This is a genomic window from Arthrobacter sp. Cza30 (assembly GCF_059090765.1).
In genome coordinates, this window is record NZ_JBNHGA010000004.1 from 614,041 (window position 1) to 634,650 (window position 20,610).

18 protein-coding genes and 2 tRNA genes are annotated in these 20,610 nt (G+C 71.5%); 4 read left to right on the forward strand and 16 right to left on the reverse strand.

The window, feature by feature from the left end:
• Positions 1 to 13 precede the first annotated feature (13 nt).
• Positions 14 to 1,858: a glycoside hydrolase family 2 protein gene (locus AC5RVZ_RS16545; protein WP_494066853.1), complete on the forward strand. Its 1,845-nt coding sequence runs from the start codon at positions 14 to 16 to the stop codon at positions 1,856 to 1,858.
• A gap of 96 nt (positions 1,859 to 1,954) precedes the next feature.
• Here the strand turns inward: AC5RVZ_RS16545 and AC5RVZ_RS16550 are convergent.
• Positions 1,955 to 2,027, reverse strand: a tRNA-Glu gene (locus AC5RVZ_RS16550).
• A 108-nt stretch (positions 2,028 to 2,135) separates the two neighbouring features.
• Here AC5RVZ_RS16550 and AC5RVZ_RS16555 point away from each other — a divergent pair.
• Positions 2,136 to 2,774, forward strand: coding sequence for an MBL fold metallo-hydrolase (locus tag AC5RVZ_RS16555; RefSeq protein ID WP_494066854.1), 639 nt, complete (start codon positions 2,136 to 2,138; stop codon positions 2,772 to 2,774).
• Positions 2,775 to 2,856: 82 nt separating this feature from the next.
• Here the strand turns inward: AC5RVZ_RS16555 and AC5RVZ_RS16560 are convergent, their stop codons facing one another.
• From AC5RVZ_RS16560 to AC5RVZ_RS16590, 7 genes are all read right to left on the reverse strand, one after another.
• Complete coding sequence (locus AC5RVZ_RS16560; RefSeq protein ID WP_494066855.1) at positions 2,857 to 3,126, reverse strand: HPr family phosphocarrier protein; 270 nt, start codon at positions 3,124 to 3,126, stop codon at positions 2,857 to 2,859.
• Between the two features lie 56 nt (positions 3,127 to 3,182).
• Positions 3,183 to 5,225: a PTS fructose transporter subunit IIABC gene (locus tag AC5RVZ_RS16565; RefSeq protein ID WP_494066856.1), complete on the reverse strand. Its 2,043-nt coding sequence runs from the start codon at positions 5,223 to 5,225 to the stop codon at positions 3,183 to 3,185.
• 34 nt (positions 5,226 to 5,259) lie between these two features.
• Positions 5,260 to 6,198, reverse strand: a complete 939-nt coding sequence (locus AC5RVZ_RS16570) for a 1-phosphofructokinase family hexose kinase (RefSeq protein WP_494067002.1) — start codon at positions 6,196 to 6,198, stop codon at positions 5,260 to 5,262.
• Positions 6,195 to 6,974, reverse strand: a complete 780-nt coding sequence (locus tag AC5RVZ_RS16575) for a DeoR/GlpR family DNA-binding transcription regulator (RefSeq protein WP_494066857.1) — start codon at positions 6,972 to 6,974, stop codon at positions 6,195 to 6,197. The genes AC5RVZ_RS16570 and AC5RVZ_RS16575 overlap by 4 nt, the downstream gene beginning before the upstream one ends.
• Positions 6,975 to 7,087: 113 nt before the next feature.
• Positions 7,088 to 7,159, reverse strand: a tRNA-Gln gene (locus AC5RVZ_RS16580).
• Positions 7,160 to 7,228: 69 nt separating this feature from the next.
• Positions 7,229 to 8,743, reverse strand: coding sequence for a glutamate--tRNA ligase (gltX, locus tag AC5RVZ_RS16585; protein WP_494066858.1), 1,515 nt, complete (start codon positions 8,741 to 8,743; stop codon positions 7,229 to 7,231).
• 11 nt (positions 8,744 to 8,754) lie between these two features.
• Positions 8,755 to 9,711, reverse strand: a complete 957-nt coding sequence (locus AC5RVZ_RS16590; RefSeq protein ID WP_494066859.1) for a LysR family transcriptional regulator — start codon at positions 9,709 to 9,711, stop codon at positions 8,755 to 8,757.
• A gap of 82 nt (positions 9,712 to 9,793) precedes the next feature.
• On the opposite strand from AC5RVZ_RS16590, the gene AC5RVZ_RS16595 reads away from it, so the two are divergent.
• A complete protein-coding gene (locus AC5RVZ_RS16595) occupies positions 9,794 to 10,858 on the forward strand; it encodes an aminotransferase class V-fold PLP-dependent enzyme (protein ID WP_494067003.1) in 1,065 nt (354 codons plus the stop codon).
• Here the strand turns inward: AC5RVZ_RS16595 and AC5RVZ_RS16600 are convergent.
• The 5 genes from AC5RVZ_RS16600 to AC5RVZ_RS16620 form a co-directional block, all read right to left on the reverse strand.
• A complete protein-coding gene (locus tag AC5RVZ_RS16600) occupies positions 10,809 to 12,161 on the reverse strand; it encodes an MFS transporter (RefSeq protein WP_494066860.1) in 1,353 nt (450 codons plus the stop codon). The two genes, AC5RVZ_RS16595 and AC5RVZ_RS16600, sit on opposite strands and share 50 nt — an antisense overlap.
• A gap of 7 nt (positions 12,162 to 12,168) precedes the next feature.
• Complete coding sequence (locus AC5RVZ_RS16605; RefSeq protein WP_494066861.1) at positions 12,169 to 12,936, reverse strand: fumarylacetoacetate hydrolase family protein; 768 nt, start codon at positions 12,934 to 12,936, stop codon at positions 12,169 to 12,171.
• Between the two features lie 186 nt (positions 12,937 to 13,122).
• Entirely contained in the window at positions 13,123 to 14,229 is a 1,107-nt protein-coding gene (locus AC5RVZ_RS16610; protein WP_494066862.1) for a branched-chain amino acid aminotransferase, read from the reverse strand.
• A gap of 114 nt (positions 14,230 to 14,343) precedes the next feature.
• Positions 14,344 to 15,396 (reverse strand): 3-isopropylmalate dehydrogenase, encoded by a 1,053-nt coding sequence (locus AC5RVZ_RS16615; RefSeq protein ID WP_494066863.1) that lies wholly within the window; start codon positions 15,394 to 15,396, stop codon positions 14,344 to 14,346.
• A gap of 35 nt (positions 15,397 to 15,431) precedes the next feature.
• Entirely contained in the window at positions 15,432 to 16,982 is a 1,551-nt protein-coding gene (locus AC5RVZ_RS16620; protein ID WP_494066864.1) for an MFS transporter, read from the reverse strand.
• 65 nt (positions 16,983 to 17,047) lie between these two features.
• On the opposite strand from AC5RVZ_RS16620, the gene AC5RVZ_RS16625 reads away from it, so the two are divergent.
• Positions 17,048 to 17,596: a TetR/AcrR family transcriptional regulator gene (locus AC5RVZ_RS16625; protein WP_494066865.1), complete on the forward strand. Its 549-nt coding sequence runs from the start codon at positions 17,048 to 17,050 to the stop codon at positions 17,594 to 17,596.
• Positions 17,597 to 17,693: 97 nt separating this feature from the next.
• Here AC5RVZ_RS16625 and AC5RVZ_RS16630 read toward each other — a convergent pair whose 3' ends face one another.
• The 3 genes from AC5RVZ_RS16630 to AC5RVZ_RS16640 all read right to left on the reverse strand — a co-directional run bounded on the left by AC5RVZ_RS16630 (position 17,694) and on the right by AC5RVZ_RS16640 (position 20,608).
• Positions 17,694 to 18,176 (reverse strand): DUF2867 domain-containing protein, encoded by a 483-nt coding sequence (locus AC5RVZ_RS16630; protein WP_494066866.1) that lies wholly within the window; start codon positions 18,174 to 18,176, stop codon positions 17,694 to 17,696.
• A 4-nt stretch (positions 18,177 to 18,180) separates the two neighbouring features.
• Complete coding sequence (serA, locus tag AC5RVZ_RS16635) at positions 18,181 to 19,785, reverse strand: phosphoglycerate dehydrogenase (RefSeq protein WP_494066867.1); 1,605 nt, start codon at positions 19,783 to 19,785, stop codon at positions 18,181 to 18,183.
• A gap of 142 nt (positions 19,786 to 19,927) precedes the next feature.
• A complete protein-coding gene (locus AC5RVZ_RS16640) occupies positions 19,928 to 20,608 on the reverse strand; it encodes a FadR/GntR family transcriptional regulator (RefSeq protein ID WP_494066868.1) in 681 nt (226 codons plus the stop codon).
• Positions 20,609 to 20,610: the final 2 nt, after the last annotated feature.

A 20,610-nucleotide genomic window follows, 5' to 3' on the forward strand; every position in this document is an offset into this window, starting at 1 on the left:
CTAGCGTTGCCCCATGCCGACGTCCCTCTGGTCAGAGAGCTGGCCCACCGACCACCCCGACTATCCGCGCCGCCGGATGCAGCGACGGCACTGGCAGTGCCTCAACGGCCCGTGGGAGTTCGCCGTCGGGGCGGGGGCTGAGCATCCGAGCGGGATCGCCACGTGGGATCGCGAGATCCTCGTGCCCTTCGCACCGGAGAGCGAGGCGAGCGGCATCGACGATCGCACGCTCGGGGCGCACATCTGGTACCGCCGTGCGTTCGACTACACGCGCCACGACGACGTGCGCCTGCTGCTGCACTTCGGCGCCGTCGACTACGAGGCGAGGGTGTGGGTGGACGGCCGCTTCGTGGGACGTCACGAGGGCGGCCACACGCCCTTCACCTTCGACATCACGGATGCCCTGAAGAAGCGCGACCACCACGAGATCGCGGTGTGGGCCCACGACGATCCCCAGGGGGTCGCCCAGCCGCGCGGCAAGCAGGACTGGCTGGATGAGCCGCACAGCATCTGGTACCCCCGCACGAGCGGCATCTGGCAGACGGTGTGGCTCGAGGAGGCGCCTCGCCGCCGCCTCGCCGACGTGCGCTTCACCCCGCAGCTCGAGCGCTGGGCGATCGGATTCGAGGCGCGGCTGCACGACCCCGAGCCCGGGGGCGACCTCCAGGCGGTCGTGCGGCTGTGGGTCGGCGACCGCCTCCTCGCCGACGACTGCTACCAGATCCCCGACCAGGAGGTGCACCGCAGCATCGCGCTCGCCGACCCCGGCATCGACGACGCCCGCAACGAGCTGCTGTGGTCGCCGGAGTCGCCCACGCTCATCCGCGCCGAGGTGCTCCTCATGCAGGGCGACGTCGTGATCGACGAGGTGCGCTCGTACACGGCCATGCGCGGGGTGGCGCTCAGACGCGGCCAGCTGCTGCTGAACAACCGTCCGTACCGCATGCGACTGGTTCTGGACCAGGGGTACTGGCCCGACACCCTCATGACGCCGCCGAGCGAGGAGGCGCTCATCCGGGACATCGAGCTGACCAAGGCCGCGGGGTTCAACGGCGTCCGCAAGCACCAGAAGATCGAGGATCCGCGGTACCTGTACTGGGCGGACGTCCTGGGTCTGCTGGTGTGGGAGGAGATGCCCAGCGCCTACCGGTTCACACGCCAGTCGATCGAGCGGGTGGCGCGCGAATGGGTGGAGGCGGTGCGGCGTGACATCGGTCATCCCTGCATCGTCGTCTGGGTGCCCTTCAATGAGTCGTGGGGCGTGCCCGACCTGCCCAACGTGGCGACCCACCGGTCGTTCGTGCAGGCGCTGTACCACCTGACCCACACGCTCGATCCGTCCCGCCCCGTCGTCGGCAACGACGGCTGGGAGTCGTCGGCGACCGACATCATCAGCATCCACGACTACGAGAGCGAGCCGGATCGCCTGCGCGCGCGCTACGCGAGCACGCCGGGAACAGACCTTCCCGAGGCGCTGCGAACCGCCTTCCCGGCCGGGCGCATGATCACCCTCGACGAGCACCCGCACGAGGGGCAGCCCCTCGTGCTCAGCGAGTTCGGCGGGATCGCGTGCCGCACGACGACGGACGCGCACGGGACATGGGGCTACTCCGTCTCGGACTCCCCCGACCAGCTGCGCGACTCCTACGAGCGGCTGCTGGGCGCCGTGCACGACGTCGAGGCGTTCGCCGGCTTCTGCTACACGCAGCTGACGGACACCTTCCAGGAGGCCAACGGCCTGTTCACCGCCGCCCGCGAGCCGAAGTTCGATCTCGCCACGATGCGGCGCGCCACCGTCGGCGACCGCCACCCACCGGCCGAGATCCCCGTCGAGGTGCCCGTCGACGAGTCGGACTAGCCGGAGCCGCCCGCGCGAGCGTTTCTCACCCTGCTGGGCGCGGAACACGGAAAAGCCCTCCAGGTCCTGGCGGACCGGGAGGGCTTTTCCGTGTTGTGACCCCAGCGGGATTCGAACCCGCGTTACCGCCGTGAGAGGGCGGCGTACTAGGCCGCTATACGATGGGGCCGTTTTCGCAACCGTTCGATTATGCCACGGCGTTCATGCTCGCTCCAAATCGAGGCGCCGAACGTGCCCGGCCTTGCCGCTCCGCCCCGCGTGCGGGTTGACTCGGACCATGCGAGTCACCAAGTTCGAGCACGCCACGCTGACCATCGTCGAAGCGGGCAGGACGCTCGTGATCGACCCCGGTTCGTACACCGCGCCGCTGGGCACCCTCGAGGACGTCGTCGCCATCGTCCTGACCCACGAGCACCCCGACCACTGGACGCCCGATCACCTGGACCGCATCCTCCACACCTTCCCCGGCATCCCGATCTTCGGTCCCGAAGGCGTCGCCAAGGCCGCCGCCGGCTACGAGATCACCGTCGTGCATCCCGGCGACACCGTGACCGTCGAGCCGTTCCGGCTGGAGTTCTTCGGCGGCCGCCACGCGGTCATCCACGAGTCCATCCCGGTGATCGACAACGTCGGCGTGCTGGTCAACGACAGCTTCTACTACCCGGGCGACTCCTACGCGGTCCCCGCGGGTCGATCGGTGTCGCTCCTGGCCGCGCCGGTCGGCGCCCCGTGGCTGAAGATCGGCGAGGCGATGGACTTCGTGCTCGCCGTCGCGCCCAAGCGCGCATTCGGCACCCACGACATGACCCTGTCGGTCATCGGGCGCGACATGGGACGGGCACGCCTGCGCTGGGCCGTCGAGCAGAACGGCGGCGAACTGGTCGTGCTCGAACCGGGTGAGGCGACCGACACCTGACCGCCCGAACGCGGACGACGGATGCCGCAGCGGCTTCGATCCGCGGCATCCGTCGCCTTGTCCGTGCGTCTCGGACGCCGCCCTACTGCGCGTCCAGGTCGGTCTCGAGCATCTCGACCAGCTCGTCGAGAGCCTGCTCGGCACCGTCGCCTTCGGCCTTGAGTGTGACGACCGTACCATGCGACGCGCCGAGCCCCATCAGGGACAGGATGCTGCCGGCGTTGACGTCCGGGCCGCCTTCGACGGCGATCGTCACGGGCACGGGCTTGGACTGCACCGCCTGCACGAACAGCTTGGCGGGGCGGGCGTGGAGCCCGGAGGCGCTGGCGATGGTGGCCTGACGTTCTGGCATGTGTGTCTCCTCGTCGGGATCCGATGCGATCGGATCGGTGTGTTCCTGCGTGCCGATCACGCCAGGACGGTCTGCGGGGCCTCCGCGCGTTCGCGCTCCGCGCGGCCGACCCACCTTTTGAGCGCGACGACGGCGAGCGCGGACACGACGGTACCGGCCGCGAGCGCGACGAGGAAGCCCCAGATGGGATCGATCGCGAACAGGACGAAGACGCCGCCGTGCGGTGCCAGCGACTGGACGCCGAACGCCATGATGAGAGAGCCGGTGACGGCTCCGCCGACCATCGAGGCGGGGATCACCCGCAGCGGGTCGGCGGCGGCGAAGGGGATGGCGCCCTCGCTGATGAAGGATGCCCCCAGCAGCCACGCCGCCTTGCCGTTCTCGCGCTCCACGGGCGGGAACAGATCCCGGGCGAGCACCGTCGAGGCCAGGGCCATCGCAAGCGGCGGCACCATGCCCGCCGCCATCACCGCGGCCATGATGAGGTACGGCGTCGGGTTGTCGGCCGAGCCTGCGCCCAGGCCTGCGACGGCGAACGCGTATGCGACCTTGTTGACCGGACCGCCCAGGTCGAAGCACATCATGAGCCCGAGGGTGAGGCCGACCAGCACGATGGCGTCGGTTGCGGCCAGGCCGGTCAGCCAGCCGTTGAGCCCGTCCATGAGGGCCGCGATGGGGCGTCCGAGGAACAGGATCATCAGTCCGCTCGCCACGATGGAGGCCGCGAGCGGGATGATGACGACGGGCATCAGACCGCGCAGCCAGCGGGGCGCGGAGAACCGTCCGATCCACCATGCGACGACGCCGGCCAGCAGACCGCCGATGATGCCGCCGATGAAGCCTGCGTTCATGAGGACGGCCACGGCCCCGGCGACGAAGCCGGGGGCGATGCCGGGGCGGTCGGCGATCGCGAAGGCGATGTAGCCGGCCAGGGCCGACACCAGGAAGCCCATCGAGGTCGAGCCGATCACGTAGGCGACCGCGCCGAGGTACTGCGCGAAGCCGCCCTCGGGGAGATCCCACAGGGCGTTGTCGACGATCACGGCGAAGGCGCGGCCGTCCGCGTTGACGTCGACGCCGCCGAAGAGGAAGCCGAGGGCGATCAGCAGGCCGCCCGCGGCGACGAAGGGGATCATGTAGCTCACGCCGGTCAGGAGGATCCGCTGGATCCGCGCCCCCCAGGAGACCCCTTCGGCGGACGCGGCGTGGTCCGCGGCGGGCTCGCCTCCCACTCGCGGCGCGGACGGATCACCCGCGGCGGCCACGGCGTCGGCGACGAGCTGATCCGGCTGCTCGATGCCGCGCTTCACGCCGGAGCGGACGACGGGCTTGCCGGCGAAGCGCTGGGGTTCGCGCACGTCGACGTCGGTGGCGAAGATCACCGCGTCGGCGGTGCGGATCACCTCGGGCGGCAGCGCCTGGTAGCCGCTGGACCCCTGCGGCTCGACCACGAGCTCGACGCCGGCCTTCTTGCCGGCTGCGGCGAGGGCGTCGGCCGCCATGAACGTGTGGGCGATCCCCGTGGCGCACGAGGTCACGGCGACGATGCGCACGGCGGCGTCGCCGGTCGCGTCCCCCTCGCCGCCGGCCGCGCCGACAGCGGCCGGCGTTGACACCGGCGCCGGAGTGGGCGCGTCCGCGGCCTCGGACTCGCCGATCGCGGCACGCACCAGATCGACGACGTCGGACTCGGTCCGCGCCGCGCGCAATCCCGCGGTGAACTCGTCCTGCATCAGACTGCGGGCGAGCCGGGAGAGCACGGCCAGGTGGGCCTCCGCTGCGTCACCGGGCGCCGCGATCAGGAAGACCAGGTCGGCGTCGCCGTCGGGCGCGCCGAAGGCGACGCCGGGTCGAAGCCGCGCGAACGCGAGCGAGGGCTGCGTGACGGCGTCGCTCTTGGCGTGCGGGATCGCGATCCCGCCGGGAAGGCCGGTCTCGTCCTGCTGCTCGCGCGCCCACGCGTCGGCGAAGAGGGCGTCCGCGTCGGTCGCGCGACCTTGCGCGACGACGCGCTCGGCCAGACGCCGGATGACGTCGGACTTGTCCTCGCCGAGCGCGACGTCGAGGCTGACGAGGCCGGGGGTGATGGTTCCGGACATGATGACCTCCTGCGGTCGATGTCTGAGGGGTGGTTCAGGGAAGGACGGTGACGGCGATGTGCCCGTCGGGAAGGTCGCGCGGCGTGGGCGCCTGTGTGCCCGGAAGGGATGCGGCCGCCGCGCCGTACTGCACCGTCTGGCGAAGCCGCTCGGCCGGGTCGGCCCCCCGGGTCTCGGCCAGGAGATAGCCGGCGAGGGAGCTGTCGCCCGCACCGACGGTGCTCGCGACGCGGATGGGGGGCGGCGTCGCCGCCCAGGCGCCCTCGCCCGTGATCAGCACGGCGCCGCTCGCCCCCAGGGTGACCAGCGCGGCGCCGATGCGACCCGGCACGAGTCTGGCCGCCAGCTCGCGGGCGGCCGCGGCGTCGGGCGCCGCCTCGAGTCCCACCAGCTGGGCGAGCTCTTCGTCGTTGGGCTTGATGAGGTCCGGACGTCCGCCCTCGACCACGGCGGCCAGGGCCGCGCCGGAAGTGTCCACGGCGATCCGCGGCGAGGCGTCGCCGTGCGCGGTGCGCACGGCCGAGGCGACGCGGACGTAGAGGTCCTCGGGTGCTCCCGGCGGCAGCGAGCCGGCCAGCACCAGCCACCGCGCACCGGCCGAGGCGTCGACGACCGCGTCGACGAGCGCGGCGACGTCCGAAGCGGTCAGCGCGGCTCCGGGAAGATTGAGCTTGGTCGTGACGCCATGGGGATCGGTGATGGCCAGATTCGTCCGCACGCGTCCGTGCACCGCGACGCGGCGCGCGTGGATGCCCGACTGCCTCAGCACGCCGTCGAACGGGTCCGCGGGAGACAGCGGCAGAACCGCGGTGGCCTCCGCCCCTGCCGCGGCGATGACCCGGGCGACGTTGATGCCCTTGCCGCCGGCATCCTCGCGCGCGCTGATCGCCGTCTGCACGTCACCGACGGTGAGAGGCGCCGGGAGCATCATGGTCCGATCCAGCGACGGGTTGGCGGTGAGCGTGACGATCATGCGCGCCACACCTCCACCTCGGCCTCGGCCAGTGCCGAGGCCAGCTCGGATTCCGGCGCGGCATCCGTGACGAGGACGTCGATGTCGCTCAGCGAGGCGAAGCGCACGAGCAGCTCGGTGCCGAGCTTGTCGGCGTCGGCGACGACCACGACGCGGCGCGCAGCGCGGACGATCGCCGTCTTGACCGCGGCCTCGTCGGGGTCCGGCGTGCTCAGGCCGAAAGCCGCCGAGATCCCGTTCGTGCCCACGAAGGCCACGTCCGGCCGCAGCCCCGAGATCGTCTCCACCGTGCCCGCGCCCACCGCGGCAGCCGTCAGACCTCGCACACGTCCGCCGATGAGCGTCAGGGAGGCATCCGGAACGGCGGCGAGCGCGTGGGCGAGCGTGAGCGAATGGGTCACGACCTCGATGCGCTCCCTGCCCAGGCGCGGTGCCAGCTCCGCCGCGACCGCCGCCGTGGTGGTCCCCGCATCCAGCAGCACCGATCCCTCGAACCCTTCCCCGAGAGCGTCGAGCGCGCGTCGGGCGATGGCCGTCTTCGCGGAGCCGTGACGCTGCAGGCGCTCCGGCAGCGACGGCTCGCGCGTGCTGGCGCGCTCCGGGGCGACCGCTCCGCCGTGGACGCGGCGCAGGGCGCCTGCGGACTCCAGGCGATCGAGGTCGCGCCGCACCGTCTCGGTGGTCACGTCGAAGCGCTCGGCGAGGTCCTGCACGCTGACGCGCCCGTTCTCGATCAGCAGACGCTCGATCAGCTCGTAGCGCTCCGTTGCGTACATGTGGGACTCCTCCGCGATTCCCACAGAATACAACACGGTCCCACATGAAACAAGATCCGCCGTGGCCGGCGGTGAAAGCGAAAAACCCCCGCCGAAGCGGGGGTTCCTCAAAGCTGGGGTACCTGGACTCGAACCAAGAACAACTGAACCAGAATCAGCCGTGTTGCCAATTACACCATACCCCAAGGCTGTCAGCCGAAGCCGTGCCGAGGATCCAGTCTAGACGACCGCGACACGTGCTCCAAACCGGGCGGTCACCCGCGCGCGTCGACCAGTGCGCCCAGCCGCCGGATCGTCTCGGCCTTGCCCAGCAGCTCCATCGACTCGAACAGCGGCGGCGACACGCGGCGCCCGCTGAGCGCGACACGCAAGGGCCCGTACGCCACACGCGGCTTCAGCCCCAGCCCGTCGACGAGCGCCGCCGCGAGCGCCTCCTGGATCGCCGCGGCCGTGAACTCGGTCTCGGCCACGGCCTCCAGCGCGGCGACAGACGCCGCGAGCACCTCGCCGGCGTTCGCCGGCAGGGAGGCGAGGGCGTCCTCCTGATACGTCACCGTGTCGGTGAAGAGGAACCCCAGCAGGCCCGGCGCATCCCCGAGCAGCTGCATCCGCTCCTGGACGAGCGGAGCGGACGCCGTGACCATGGCCCGCTGCGCAGGGGTCGGGGTCTGGTCCACCACGCCGGCGGCAGCGAGATAGGGCACGAGTCGCGCGGCGAAGTCGTCGGGGGCGAGCATCCGGATGTGATCGCCGTTGATGGCCTCGGCCTTCTTCTGATCGAAGCGGGCGGGGTTCGGATTCACGTCGACGATGTCGAACGCCTCCACGAGCTCCTCCAGCGAGAACACATCGCGGTCGGGCCCGATCGACCAGCCCAGGAGCGCGAGGTAGTTCAGCAGGCCCTCGTGGATGAATCCCTTCTGGCGCTGAAGGAACAGGTCCGCTTTCGGATCCCGCTTGGAGAGCTTCTTGTTCCCCTCCTCCCCCAGCACCAGCGGCATGTGCGCGAAGCGCGGGATGAAGGTCGTGACGCCGGCATCCACCAGCGCCCGGTACAGCGCGAGCTGGCGCGCCGTCGAGGGCATGAGATCCTCGCCGCGGATGACGTGGGTGATGCCCATGAGGGCGTCGTCGACCGGGTTCACGAACGGGTACAGCGGCACCCCGCCCGCCCGCACGAGCACGAAATCGGGGAAGGAGCCGGCTGGGAAGGTGACCTCGCCGCGGATGAGGTCGACGTAGGTCAGGTCCTCGTCCGGCACCCGCAGACGCCACGCGGGCTCACGGCCCTCCGCGCGGAAGGCGGCCTTCTGCTCCTCGGTGAGCGTGCGGTCGTGGTTGTCGTATCCCAGCTGCTTCGCGCGGCCATTGGCCTCGTTGCGCGCGTCGATCTCCTCAGGCGTCGAGTAGCTCTCGTAGACCGCGCCGGTGGCGATGAGCTTCTGGAGCACCTCGCGGTAGATGTCGTGGCGCTCCGACTGCCGATAGGGGGCGTGCGGGCCTCCCACTTCCACGCCCTCGTCCCAGTCGATCTTCAGCCAGCGCAGCGCCTCGAGCAGCTGCAGGTAGCTCTCCTCGCTGTCGCGCGCGGCGTCGGTGTCCTCGATGCGGAACACGAGCTTGCCGCCGTGGTGGCGCGCGTAGGCCCAGTTGAAGAGCACCGTGCGGATGAGACCGACGTGCGGGAGACCGGTGGGCGACGGGCAGAAGCGCACGCGCACGTCGGCGCCCGTGGCCGTGGTGGTGCGGGGATCGGGTGCTGAGGACATCGCGCCCCAGTCTAGTTGTGCGGCGCGCGCGCCTTCGCGGCGAGCACGCGCTCGATGGCGGCCAGCGTCGCCCTCACCGCCGGCACCCGGTCGGCGCCGCGCGCCGTCACCGTGTGGATCGTCCGCCGCTCCCCCGGCGGAAGCGGAACGACCCGCACGCCCGACAGCAGCGGGAAGGACTCCACGGCCATCCGCGGCAGGGTCGCCACGCCCATGCCCTGAGCCACGAGGTTCTCGACAGCGACGAAGTTGTCGGTCTCGAAGGCGATGCGGGGCACGAACCCGCGGCGACCGCATACCTCCAAGAGGTGGCCGCGGCAGCGGGGACAGCCTGCGATCCATTCCTCGTCGGCGAGGGCGGCGATGTCCATGACCTCGGCCTCCGCCGCGGCGTGCCCGGCGGGCAGCACCGTCAGCAGATCGTCCAGGCCCACGGCGCGCACATGCAGACCGCGGGAGTCGGATCCGTGAGGGTCATCACGGTCGCCCGGATAGCTGAACGTGATCGCGATGTCGGCACGGTCCTCGCGGACGGCCTCGACCGCCTGCGGCGGCTCGGCCTCGACGAACGTGAGCGAGATCCCCGGATGCCGGCGCGCGAGCTCGCCCAGAAGGCGCGGGACCACCGTCGGCGAGGCCGAGGGGAACGCCGTCAGGCGGACGCGGGCGGACTGCAGGCCTCGCAGCTCGGCGAGCTCCCCCGCCGCGGCATCCAAGGCCGTCGTCACCGCCGCCGCGTGCCGCGCGAGCACCCGGCCGGCCTCGGTGAGGCGGACGGAGCGGCCCACACGCTCCACCACCGCGACGCCGAGCCGGCGCTCGAGGCGCTTGAGCTGCTGACTCACCGCCGGCTGGCTGTACCCGAGCCGAGCAGCCGCACCGGTGATGGAGCCCGCCTCGGCGACGGCGCGCACCACCCGCAGCTCGCGCACGTCGAACCCGTGGTCGTCCGCCGCATCCGATGTCATGCGCAAAGCATAAGAGGAATGAATGAGTCCCATGCAATACGTGCTCTGGACGCACGCAATCGCGAAGCGCACGCTGGAGAGCATGAACACCACCGTCGCCGCATCGGTCGCGCACGCCCGCGCCCAATTCACCGGCGGACGCGGCTATCTCGCAGCGTGCACCGTGGGACTGCCCCCTCGCGGCACACAGCAGGCGCTGCGGGCGGACATCGAGTCAGCCGGCTCGGGCCGCCCCGACATCGCGGCGTACAGCGGCGCGGTCGAGCGCTCCCGCGCACTGTTCGCCGCACTCGTCGGTGCCGGCGTCGACCGGGTGGCGATCGGCTCCCAGGCATCGGTCGCCGCCGCGCTCGTGGCGAGCGCACTCCCCGACCGCGCCGAGGTCCTCGTCCCCGAGGGCGAGTTCTCGTCGATCGTGCTGCCCTTCGTGCACGCCGGCCGAGGCGTCCGCGTGCGGACGGCGCCGATGAGCGACCTCGCTGCGCGCATCACCGGCGACACCGCGCTCGTGGCCTTCTCCCTCGTGCAGTCGCGCACCGGCGAGGTCGCCGACGCCGACGCGATCCGCGAGGCCGCCGCGCGACACGGCGCCCGCCTCCTGTGCGATGCCACTCAGGCGGTCGGGTGGCATCCGGTGAGAGCGGGCGACTTCGACGTCGTCATCTGCCACGCCTACAAGTGGCTGTGCGCGCCGCGCGGCGTGGCGTTCCTCGCCCTGTCGGAGGAGATGGTCGCCGCCATTGCGCCCCGGTACGCGGGCTGGTACGCCGGCGAGGACCCGTGGTCATCCTGCTATGGACCGGATGCCGTGCTCGCCGCCGGCGCCCGTCGCTTCGACGTCTCGCCGGCGTGGCAGGCGTTCCTGGGCGCCGCGCCGGCGTTGGAGCTGTTCGCGGGACTCCCGCCGGACGAGACGTACTCGTACACGACCGGCCTGGCCGACGCCTTCCGGGCCGGTCTGGGACTGGACCGGCCGGGCCGCTCGTCGGCCATCGTCACGTGGGAGGACCCCGAGGGAGAAGATCTCCTGCGGCTGACGACAGCGGGGATCACCGCCTCCGGACGAGCCGGGCGCGCACGCGTCGCCTTCCACGTGTTCAACGACGACGAGGACGTGGCCCTCGCTCTCGCGGCTCTCGGTCGCTGACCGGCGCCGACCGCGCCGCCGCCGGCGGGTCGCCGTCCGCCGCGGCCGACCGCGACCGCACCCCCAGGACGAGCGGCGACAGCAGCGTCGTCGACACGACGAGCACTCCCACCACGAGCGCCAGTCCGCCGTAGCCGATCCAGCCCAGCACGACGCCGGCGAGGATCGCTCCCCCGGCGCCGACGAGGCTCATCGTGAAGTCGCTGAGCCCCTGGCGGCGGGTGCGGCGGTCCTCCGACGACGCCTCCGTCAGGAGCGCCGAACCGGCGACCGTGGAGGCGCTCCAGCCGAGTCCGAGCAGCACGAGCCCGATCGTCACGGCGACCGTCGAGGACTGGCCGAACGAGGCCGTGAGCAGCGCTCCAGCCAGGAGCGCCTGGCCGAGCAGGATCGTCAGGACGCGGCCCATCCGGTCCGCCAGGATGCCGAAGACCGGCGAGAGCGCATACATCCCCGCGATGTGCAGGCTCAGCGTGAGGCCGATGATCGACAGCGACGCGCCGTGATGGAGCAGATGCACGGGCGTCATCGCCATGACCGAGACCATCGTGCCGTGCGCGGCGGCGATGGCGAACACGGCATAGCGGGCCGCGCGGGGCCGGTCGGGCTTGGCCAGGCCCGCCCCGGTGCGCGGTGAGGCTGCGACGACGCGCTGAGCCAGCAGAAGCGGATCGGGTCGGAGGGCCGCGAGGTAGACACCCATCGCGATCACCTGCGCGATCACCGTGAACAGATACGGACCCGTCAGCGGCGGCATCCCGAGCGCATGGCCGAGGACCTCACCCGGCCCGGTGAGGTTCGGCCCGAGGACCGCCCCCACCGTGGTCGCCCACACCACGATCGACAGGTCCCGGCCGCGCGAGCGGTCCGTGGCGAGGTCCGCCGCGGCGAAGCGCGACTGCAGGTTCGACGCCTGCCCGGCGCCCACCAGCAGGAACGACACCAGCAGCAGCGGGAACGAGCCGATCCCCACCGCCACGACGACCAGCACGACGCCCACGAGCGCGATCCCCATGCCGGTCGTGAGCGCGGGCCGGCGTCCGCGCGCGCGTGCCAGGCGCGCGAGCGGCACGGCCGTGATGGCGGTCCCGAGCGTGACCGCGGCCGCCGCGAGTCCGGAGTACGCCTCGTCGCCCGAGAGCTCGGCGGCCAGCACCGCGCCGAGTGACAGCGTCGCACCGAAGGCCAGCCCGCCGAGGATCTGGCCGGCCGAGAGCGTCCACACCGTGCGGCGCTGCACGCGCGCCACGTCAGCCGGTTCGACCGATGCCGCGGACCAGTGGCTCCCCGAGCGCTCGGCCACGGCGGCCTCAGGCGTTCCGCGCGGTGTTGCGCAGGGTGCCCAGACCCGTGATCTCGACCTCCACGGTGTCGCCCGCCACGAACGGCCCGACGCCGGCGGGCGTGCCGGTGAGGATGACGTCGCCGGGCAGCAGCGTGAAGGCGGCGGAGGCGTAGGCGATGATGTCGGCGAGGGAGAAGATCATGTCGCTGATCGGACCCTGCTGGCGCACCTCGCCGTTGACGCGGGTGGTGATCGTGGCGCCGCCGTCGAGGTCGAAGTCGGTCTCGATCGCGGGGCCGAGCGGGCAGAACGTGTCGAAGCCCTTGGCGCGCGCCCACTGGCCGTCGGTCTTCTGCAGGTCCCGGGCGGTGACGTCGTTGCCGATCGTGTAGCCGAAGACGTAGTCGAGCGCACGCTCGGCGGGCACGTTCTTCGCGATGCGCCCGATGACCGCGGCCAGTTCGCCCTCGAAGTCGACCCGCTCGGACTGTGGCGGCAGTGCGATGGCGTCGCCGGGCCCGATCACGGACGTGTTCGGCTTGAGGAACAGCATGGGAGCGGAAGGGACGTCGTTGCCCAGTTCCGCGGCGTGGTCGCGGTAGTTGCGGCCGACGCACACGACCTTCGAGCGCGGGATCACCGGCGCGAGGAGGGCCACGTCCGCGAGCGGCACGCGCTCCCCCGTCGTGTCGTATCCGGCGAACATCGGGTCGCCGGCGAGGACGACCAACTCGCCCTCGTCGACGATTCCGAACCTGATGGCGTCGTTGTGGCTGAAACGGGCGATCCTCACCCGCTCAGCCTAGCGATCCGCCCGCACGGCGTCCGGCATCCCCCATCCCGTCCCTCCCCCCTCAGCCCCCTCCCTCCCGCGAGACAGCAGATGAGCGCCGAGACTGCGTGAGCGAACACGCAGTCTCGGCGCTCGGATGCTGCCTCGCGGAATCGCTCGCGGGACCGAGCGGGGGCGAGGCGGGGGTCAGGCGTCGAGGCGCAGCAGCCAGTTGTGCTTGTCGTCGCGCCGGCCGTACTGGATGTCGGTCAGCTCCTCCCGCAGCGACAGCGCCAGCTCGCCCGTGGGCTGCTCGTCCAGGAAGTCGCGGCCCTTCAGCACGCCGATGGGCGTGACCACGGCAGCCGTGCCGCATGCGAAAACCTCGACGATGTCGCCGGATGCCACACCCTCGCGCCACTCCGTCAGCGACACCGCCCGGCCCTCGACCTTGTGACCGCGGTCGATCGCCAGCTGCAGGATCGAGTCCCGCGTGATGCCCTCGAGGATCGAGTCGGACTGCGGGGTGACGAGGGTCCCGTCCTTGTAGACGAACACGACGTTCATGCCGCCGAGCTCCTCGACGTTGCGGTCCTGGTCGAGGAACACGACCTGGTCGCACTCGTTCTCGTACGCCTCGGACTGCGGCAGGAGGCTCGCGGCGTAGTTGCCGCCGGTCTTGGCCGCGCCCGTGCCGCCCTTGCCGGCGCGGGCGTAGTCCTCGCTCAGCCAGATCGACACCGGCTGGACGCCGCCCTTGAAGTAGGCGCCGGCGGGCGAGGCGATGACGTAGTACCCCACCTTGTGCGCGGGACGCACACCCAGGAACGCCTCCTTGGCGAACATGAAAGGCCGCAGGTACAGGCTCTGGTCCTCGCCCGAAGGCACCCAGTCGCCGTCCACCGCGATGAGCTCCCGCAGCGACTGGATGAAGTACGGCACCGGCAGCTCGGGCAGGGCCAGGCGACGCGCGGAGCGCTGCAGGCGACGGCCGTTCTGGTCGGGACGGAACGTGTGGATCGAGCCGTCCGCATGGCGGTACGCCTTGATGCCCTCGAAGATCTCCTGGCCGTAGTGCAGCACCGCCGCGGCGGGGTCGAGCGAGAGCGGTCCGTACGGCTGCACGCGTGGGCGGTGCCAGCCGCCCCCGACGGACCAGCAGATGTCGACCATGTGGTCGGTGAAGTTCGTGCCGAACCCGGGGTTGGCGAGGATCTCCTCGCGCTGGGCGGCGGAGCGCGCCTGGAGGTTGCGGTGGACGGTGAACTGGAGCGGGGCCAGTCCGGTGTCGGGGTCGGAGTCGATGAGGGTCATGACGGGAACCGTGCTTTCGTGCCGTGGGAGGCGTTCGTGCCGTGGAGGCGGTCGCGCCGTGCGAGTTCGGTGCGAGCGTCGTGCTCGCGCACGACGGCGCCTGCGGACTCCAGGTTACGCCTGGAGGCGGGCGACGATGGCGTCGCCGATCTGGGCCGTGGTGCGGGCGTCGGCCGGGCGGGCGGCGAGGTCCTCCTCGACAGCCGTGGTGAGGCGCTGTGCTTCATCGCGCAGCCCGAGGTGATCGAGCAGTAGCGCGACGGAGAGGATCGCAGCCGTGGGGTCGGCCTTCTGCCGGCCTGCGATGTCGGGCGCCGATCCGTGCACGGGCTCGAACATCGAGGGGAACGCGCCGTCCGGGTTGATGTTGCCGGAAGCGGCGAGGCCGATGCCACCGGTGACGGCGCCGGCCAGGTCGGTCAGGATGTCTCCGAAGAGGTTGTCGGTGACGATCACGTCGAAGCGGCCCGGGTTCGTGACCAGGTAGATGGTGGCCGCGTCGACGTGCACATAGTCTACGGCCACGTCCGGATGCTCCGACGCGACCTGATCGACGATCCGCTTGTAGATGCCGCCGGCGTGGACGAGGACGTTGGTCTTGTGCACGAGCGTGAGCGTGCAGCGACGCCGTTCGGCGAGGTCGAAGGCGTAGCGGACGACGCGCTCCACCCCGAACGCGGTGTTCACCGACGTCTCGTTCGCGACCTCGTGCGGCGTTCCGGCGCGGATGGAGCCGCCGTTGCCGACATAGGGGCCTTCCGTGCCCTCGCGCACCACCACGAAGTCGATGTCGCCGGGGTCGGCGAGCGGGCTCGCGACGCCCGGGTAGAGCTTCGACGGGCGCAGGTTCACATAGTGGTCCAGCTCGAACCGCAGGCGGAGCAGCAGTCCCCGCTCGATGTTGGCGTCCTTCAGCCGCGGGTCCCCGGGCACCCCGCCGACAGCGCCGAGCAGGATCGCGTCGTGGCTCTTGATCGACGCGAGGTCCGCGTCGGTCAGGGTCTCGCCGGTCTCGAGGAACCGCGTCGCCCCGAGCGCGAACCGGGTCTTGTCGAACCGGATGCCGCTGCCGGCGGTCGCGGCATCCAGCGCCTTCTCCGCCTCGGCGATGACCTCGGGACCGATGCCGTCACCGGGGATGACGGCGAGCTTGACGACGCGCGACATCGCTCTCCTCCGTGCTCAGTGGGGGCGCGACCGCGTCAGTGCTCCCGCGCGGCCGCGCTGCGGGACCCTCCCAGGCTAGTGGCCGCCACCACCCCGGCGAGCACCACGAGCCCCGCCCCGAGAAGCGCCGTCACCGTCACGCCGGCGTCGAACGCATGGGCGGCGGCGAGGCGCAGCGCCTCGCCGGCCGTCCCTCCGACGGCGTCCGCAGCGTGCGCGGCGCCGGCGAGCGTCTCGCGTGCTGCGTCGGCCGCGGCATCCGGGATCTCCGCCGGCATGGCGAGATTCGCCCGGTACAGCGCGGTCAGGATGCCGCCGAGGACGGTCGTGCCCAGGACCGCGCCGAGCTCGTACGCGGTCTCGGACACCGCGCTGGCCGCGCCGGCCTTGGCCGGTGGAGCGCTCGCGAGCACGAGCTCGTTCGACACGGTCTCGGCCGCGCCGATGCCGAGCCCGAGGGCGACGAAGGCTCCGATCAGCGCGCCGATGCTCCCGGAATCGGTCGACAGGGCCACGACGACATAGCCGCCGAGCGAGAACACCAGCGACGCGGGAACCACGACGCGCGGGGGCCACCGCTTGGCGATCGGCACGACCGCGAGCCCCGCGGCGATCATCATCGCCAGGCCCGGCACGAGTGCGAGGCCCGCCTGCATCGGCGAGAGACCGGCGATCAGCTGCAGGTGCTGGGCGACGAAGAAGAGGAAGCCCACGAGCGCGATGACGCTCAGCAGGTTGACCAGCAGCGCTCCGCTGAAGCTCCCGCGCCGGAAGAGCCGCATGTCGAGCATCGGATCCGCGACGCGCAGCTGGCGCCGCACGAACAGGATGCCGAAGCCGACGCCCGCGAGGGCGGGGAGCCACGCCGAGAGCCCCAGGCCGTGGACCGCGAGCTCCTTGATCCCGAAGACGATGGGGATCATCGTCGCCATCGAGAGCACGATGCTCGGCGGGTCGATGCGTCCGGGGCGGGGGTCGCGGCTCTCGGGTACCAGCAGGGGCGCGAGCACGAGCAGTGGGACGAGCACGGGGACGGCCATGAGGAACACCGATCCCCACGCGAAGTGCTCCAGCAGCGCTCCCCCGACGATCGGCCCGAGCGCCGCGCCGGCGGAGAACATCGATGCCCACACGGCGATGGCGAGGCGCCGCTGATCGCGGTCGGTGAAGATGCTGCGCAGCAGCGACAGCGTCGAGGGCATCAGCATCGCGCCGAACACCCCCATGCCGGCCCGGGCGGCGGCGAGCCAGGCTGCGGTGGGCGCGAACGCCGCGAGGGCGGAGACCGCGGCGAACCCGGTGGCGCCGATGAGCAGCATCCGTCGGCGTCCGTACCGGTCCCCCAGCGTGCCCATCGTCACGAGCAGTCCTGCGAGCACGAGCGGGTACGCGTCGATGATCCACAGCTGTTGCGCGCTGGTGGGTGCGAGCTCGAGCGCGATGGCCGGAAGGGCGAAGCTCAGCACCGTGTTGTCGACCGAGACGAGCAGCACCGGCAGCATGAGCACGACCAGCGCCGCCCAGCCCCGCCAGCCGACGCGGCGTCCCTGCGCATCGGCCAATGCGAGTTCCTGTGTCAGAGTCATGTTTCTATACCGTCCAGCCGGTATAGTATCAGGATGCCTTCCACCCTGTCGATACGATCGAGGCCATGAGCCGCCCTCCCCTCGCTCGCGAGAAGGTGCTCGACGCCTTCGCGGCGATCCTCATCGACGAGGGTGAGCGCGCCGCGACGATGGATGCCACCGCGCGTGCGGCCGGCGTCTCGAAAGGCGGACTGCTGTACCACTTCGGCACCAAGGAGGCGCTCGAGGCGGCGCTGATCGAGCGACTCGAGACGCTCGCCCAGGAGGACGTGGAGCAGATCAAGGGGGCCCCCGACGGCGCCGTCGCCGGCTTCCTGCGCAGCTCCATCAACACGGGGTCGGTGCTCGACAGAGCGATCGTGGCCGTGTCGCGGCTCGCACAGGGCGGGCATCCCGCCGCCGTCGCGGCCCTTCGCCGCGTGCGGGACCTCTGGGAGGACGCGGTGCGCCCCTTCGCCGCGGACGAGACGGCCCTTCAGCTCATCATGCTCGTCAGCGACGGCCTGTACTTCAACAACGCCCTGGCCGTCGGCGCGTCCGTCCCCGGGCCCACGCCGGACGGCGCCGAGCTGGAGGCGCTCATCGCGCTGGTCCAGCGGGCCACGCGCGCCTGAGCCCGACCGCATCGGCCTGACCGCTGCACTTTCCTGCGACCGCGCCACGCCCAACTGCCGCGCTCGCAGGTTTCAGCAGCGCGCACACGCGGGATGCCTACCGCGGTGTCGCGAGCGCGCGACGCGCGCGCTGCAGCATCGCCCGCACGACGAGCGGATGCAGCAGCGACACCGGGGTGAAGTAGAAGCGTCCGCGCCAGTCGTTGAAGGTCACCACGGTCGTGACGCGGATCACGGAGGCGGCGGCATCCACTCCCACCCCGCACCGGAAGGTCAGGTGCGCGTCGGCGAACTCGATCAGCGCCTCCTCCCCGACGACCCGTCTCACATCGAAGACACCGCGCGGCGCCGCAGCCAGTCCCAGCAGCGGCGCCACCGCGATGCGCACGCCCATGGCCGCCTTCACCCAGGCGGGCGCCGATGACGGCGCGAACAGCTGCTCCGCCCACGCGCGGGGATCGTCGGTGGTGCGCGGCGGCTTGGCCGCGAGGATGACGTCGCCGAAATCGAACCGGCGCACTCCGTCGAACGCGAGACTGCGGAAGACCGGCTCGTCGGCGTGCGAGGAGGCGACGGTCACGCGCTCACGACTCGGTGATCTCGATCTGGCGGAACAGGTCGGCCTGGATCGCCGACCGGACCTCCTCGAGGAGGTCATCGGCCACCGGGGAGTCGACCGTCAGCACGGACAGCGCCTGCCCGCCGGCCTCCCGGCGCGCGATCTGCATGCCGGCGATGTTGATGCCCGCTTCGCCGAACTTCTGCCCGTAGACCGCGACGATGCCGGGGCGGTCGGTGTAGAGCATGACGACGTGGTGCTTCTCGATGGGGAGCTCGATGGCGTAGTCGTTGATGCCCACGAGCTTCTCGACCTGCTTCGTGCCGGTGAGCGTCCCCGAGACGGCCAGCTGCGAACCGTCCGACAGCGCGCCGCGGAGCGTGATGACGTTGCGGTACTCGTCCGACACGTCGTCGACGATCAGGCGCACCTCGACGCCGCGCTGCTCGGCCAGCAGCGGCGCGTTGACGTACGACACCGTCTCGCTGACGATGTTCGTGAAGACGCCCTTGAGCGCGGCGAGCTTGAGCACGCTGACGTCATAGGCATTGAGCTCGCCGTGCACCTCGACATCGAGGCTCGTCAGGGGCGAGTGCGCGAGGGCGGCGAAGATCTGACCGAGCTTCTCCACCAGCGGGATGCCAGGACGCACGTACGGGTCGATGACGCCGCCGGCGACGTTCACGGCGTCGGGCACGAGCTCGCCTCCCAAGGCGAGCCGGACCGAACGGGCCACCGACACGCCCGCCTTCTCCTGCGCCTCGTCGGTGGAGGCACCGAGGTGGGGGGTGACGACGACGTTCGGGAGGTCGAGGAGCGCGGCCGCCGTGCCGCCCTCGGCGGGCGGCTCGGTGGTGAAGACGTCGAGGCCGGCTCCGGCGATCTCACCGGTCGTCAGCGCCTCATGCAGCGCCGCCTCGTCGATCAGGCCGCCGCGCGCGACGTTGACCACGAACGCCGTGGGCTTCATCAGGCGGAACTGCTCGGCGCCGATCATTCCCGTCGTCTCCGGCGTCTTGGGCATGTGGATCGTGACGAAGTCGCTCTGCTGCAGCAGCTCGTCGAGTGTCACCAGCTGCACGCCCAGCTGCTGCGCGCGGGCGCTCGTGACGTACGGGTCGTACGCGACGACCTTCATGTCGAACCCCTGCAGGCGCGCCGCGATCAGCGCGCCGATGCGGCCGAGCCCGATGATGCCGACCGTCTTCTCGAACAGCTCGGTGCCGGTGTAGGCGCTGCGCTTCCACTGCCCCGATGCCAGGGACGCGTGTGCGGCGGGGATGCGGCGCGCGAGGCTGAGGATGTGGCCGACGGTCAGCTCCGCCGCCGAGATGATGTTGGACGTCGGCGCGTTGACGACCATGACGCCGGCCGTCGTGGCGGTCTTGATGTCCACGTTGTCGAGGCCGACGCCGGCGCGGGCGACGACCTTGAGGACCGGCGCCGCGGCGATCGCCTCGGCGTCGATCTTCGTCGCCGAGCGGATCAGCACCGCGTTCGCGTCCGCCAGCGCCGCCAGCAGCGCCGGCCGGTCCGTCCCATCCACGTGACGCACGTCGAAGTCGGGCCCGAGGGCGTCGATCGTGGCGGGAGAGAGTTCTTCGGCGATCAGGACGACGGGCTTCGTCACGAGTGGATCCTTAGGGGGCGGCGCGCGCGACGCGCGAACGATGTGCGAAGGGATGCCACGCCGCACGCCGTCGGGGGCGGGCTGTGTCTCAGCCTACCGGGCGCCCCGCGGCACCACCGACGTATGACGACGGAGCGACGCCTCACGCCTCGCTGCGCGCGCGGCGGAGCCACTGCTCGACGCCGGCGACGTGAGCGGTCGCCAGCGACGTCGCGAGCTCGACGTCCCGCTCGCGGATCGCATCGACGATCGCCCGGTGCTCCTGCAGAGTGCGGGCGACGGCGTTCGCCTCGGTCAGGCCGCGCCACACGCGCGCCCGGACCGTCGAGCTGGTCAGGCTGTCCACGAGGCTGGCCAGGTAGCGGTTGCCCCCGAGCGCCACGATCGCGCTGTGGAACCGCACGTCGTGCTCGACGAGGGTCTCGATGTCGGTGTCGGCCTCGACCGCGCGCAGCTCCTCCTCCAGCGCCGCGACGTCCTCGTCGCGGGCGCGCTGCGCCGCGGCGCCGGTGGCGTGCGACTCGAGGATGCGGCGCACCTGGAACACCTCCAGCAGCGAGTCGTCGTCATGCATGTCGACGACGAACGAGATCGCCTCCAGCAGCAGGCGCGGCTCCAGGCTCGTGACGTAGGTGCCGTCGCCGCGGCGCACGTCCAGCACGCGGATCACCTCGAGCGCCTTCACCGCCTCCCGCATCGAGTTGCGCGAGAGTCCGAGTCGCTCGGAGAGCTCCTTCTCCGGCGGGAGGCGATCCCCCGGGGCGAGCTCGCCCGACACGATCATCGCCTTGATCTTCTCGATCGCGTCGTCGGTCACGGCCATGC

Bases quoted from the DNA above. Each gene is read 5' to 3' on its own strand.
- AC5RVZ_RS16610 (WP_494066862.1), bottom strand. From the start codon at position 14,229: ATGACCCTCATCGACTCCGACCCCGACACCGGACTGGCCCCGCTCCAG.
- AC5RVZ_RS16575 (WP_494066857.1), bottom strand. From the start codon at position 6,974: ATGTACGCAACGGAGCGCTACGAGCTGATCGAGCGTCTGCTGATCGAG.
- gltX (WP_494066858.1), bottom strand. From the start codon at position 8,743: ATGTCCTCAGCACCCGATCCCCGCACCACCACGGCCACGGGCGCCGAC.
- AC5RVZ_RS16565 (WP_494066856.1), bottom strand. From the start codon at position 5,225: ATGTCCGGAACCATCACCCCCGGCCTCGTCAGCCTCGACGTCGCGCTC.
- AC5RVZ_RS16620 (WP_494066864.1), bottom strand. From the start codon at position 16,982: ATGACTCTGACACAGGAACTCGCATTGGCCGATGCGCAGGGACGCCGC.
- AC5RVZ_RS16615 (WP_494066863.1), bottom strand. From the start codon at position 15,396: ATGTCGCGCGTCGTCAAGCTCGCCGTCATCCCCGGTGACGGCATCGGT.
- AC5RVZ_RS16570 (WP_494067002.1), bottom strand. From the start codon at position 6,198: ATGATCGTCACGCTCACCGCCAACCCGTCGCTGGATCGGACCATGATG.
- AC5RVZ_RS16560 (WP_494066855.1), bottom strand. From the start codon at position 3,126: ATGCCAGAACGTCAGGCCACCATCGCCAGCGCCTCCGGGCTCCACGCC.
- AC5RVZ_RS16640 (WP_494066868.1), bottom strand. From the start codon at position 20,608: ATGGCCGTGACCGACGACGCGATCGAGAAGATCAAGGCGATGATCGTG.
- AC5RVZ_RS16545 (WP_494066853.1), top strand. From the start codon at position 14: ATGCCGACGTCCCTCTGGTCAGAGAGCTGGCCCACCGACCACCCCGAC.
- AC5RVZ_RS16625 (WP_494066865.1), top strand. From the start codon at position 17,048: ATGAGCCGCCCTCCCCTCGCTCGCGAGAAGGTGCTCGACGCCTTCGCG.
- AC5RVZ_RS16595 (WP_494067003.1), top strand. From the start codon at position 9,794: ATGAACACCACCGTCGCCGCATCGGTCGCGCACGCCCGCGCCCAATTC.
- AC5RVZ_RS16555 (WP_494066854.1), top strand. From the start codon at position 2,136: ATGCGAGTCACCAAGTTCGAGCACGCCACGCTGACCATCGTCGAAGCG.
- AC5RVZ_RS16590 (WP_494066859.1), bottom strand. From the start codon at position 9,711: ATGACATCGGATGCGGCGGACGACCACGGGTTCGACGTGCGCGAGCTG.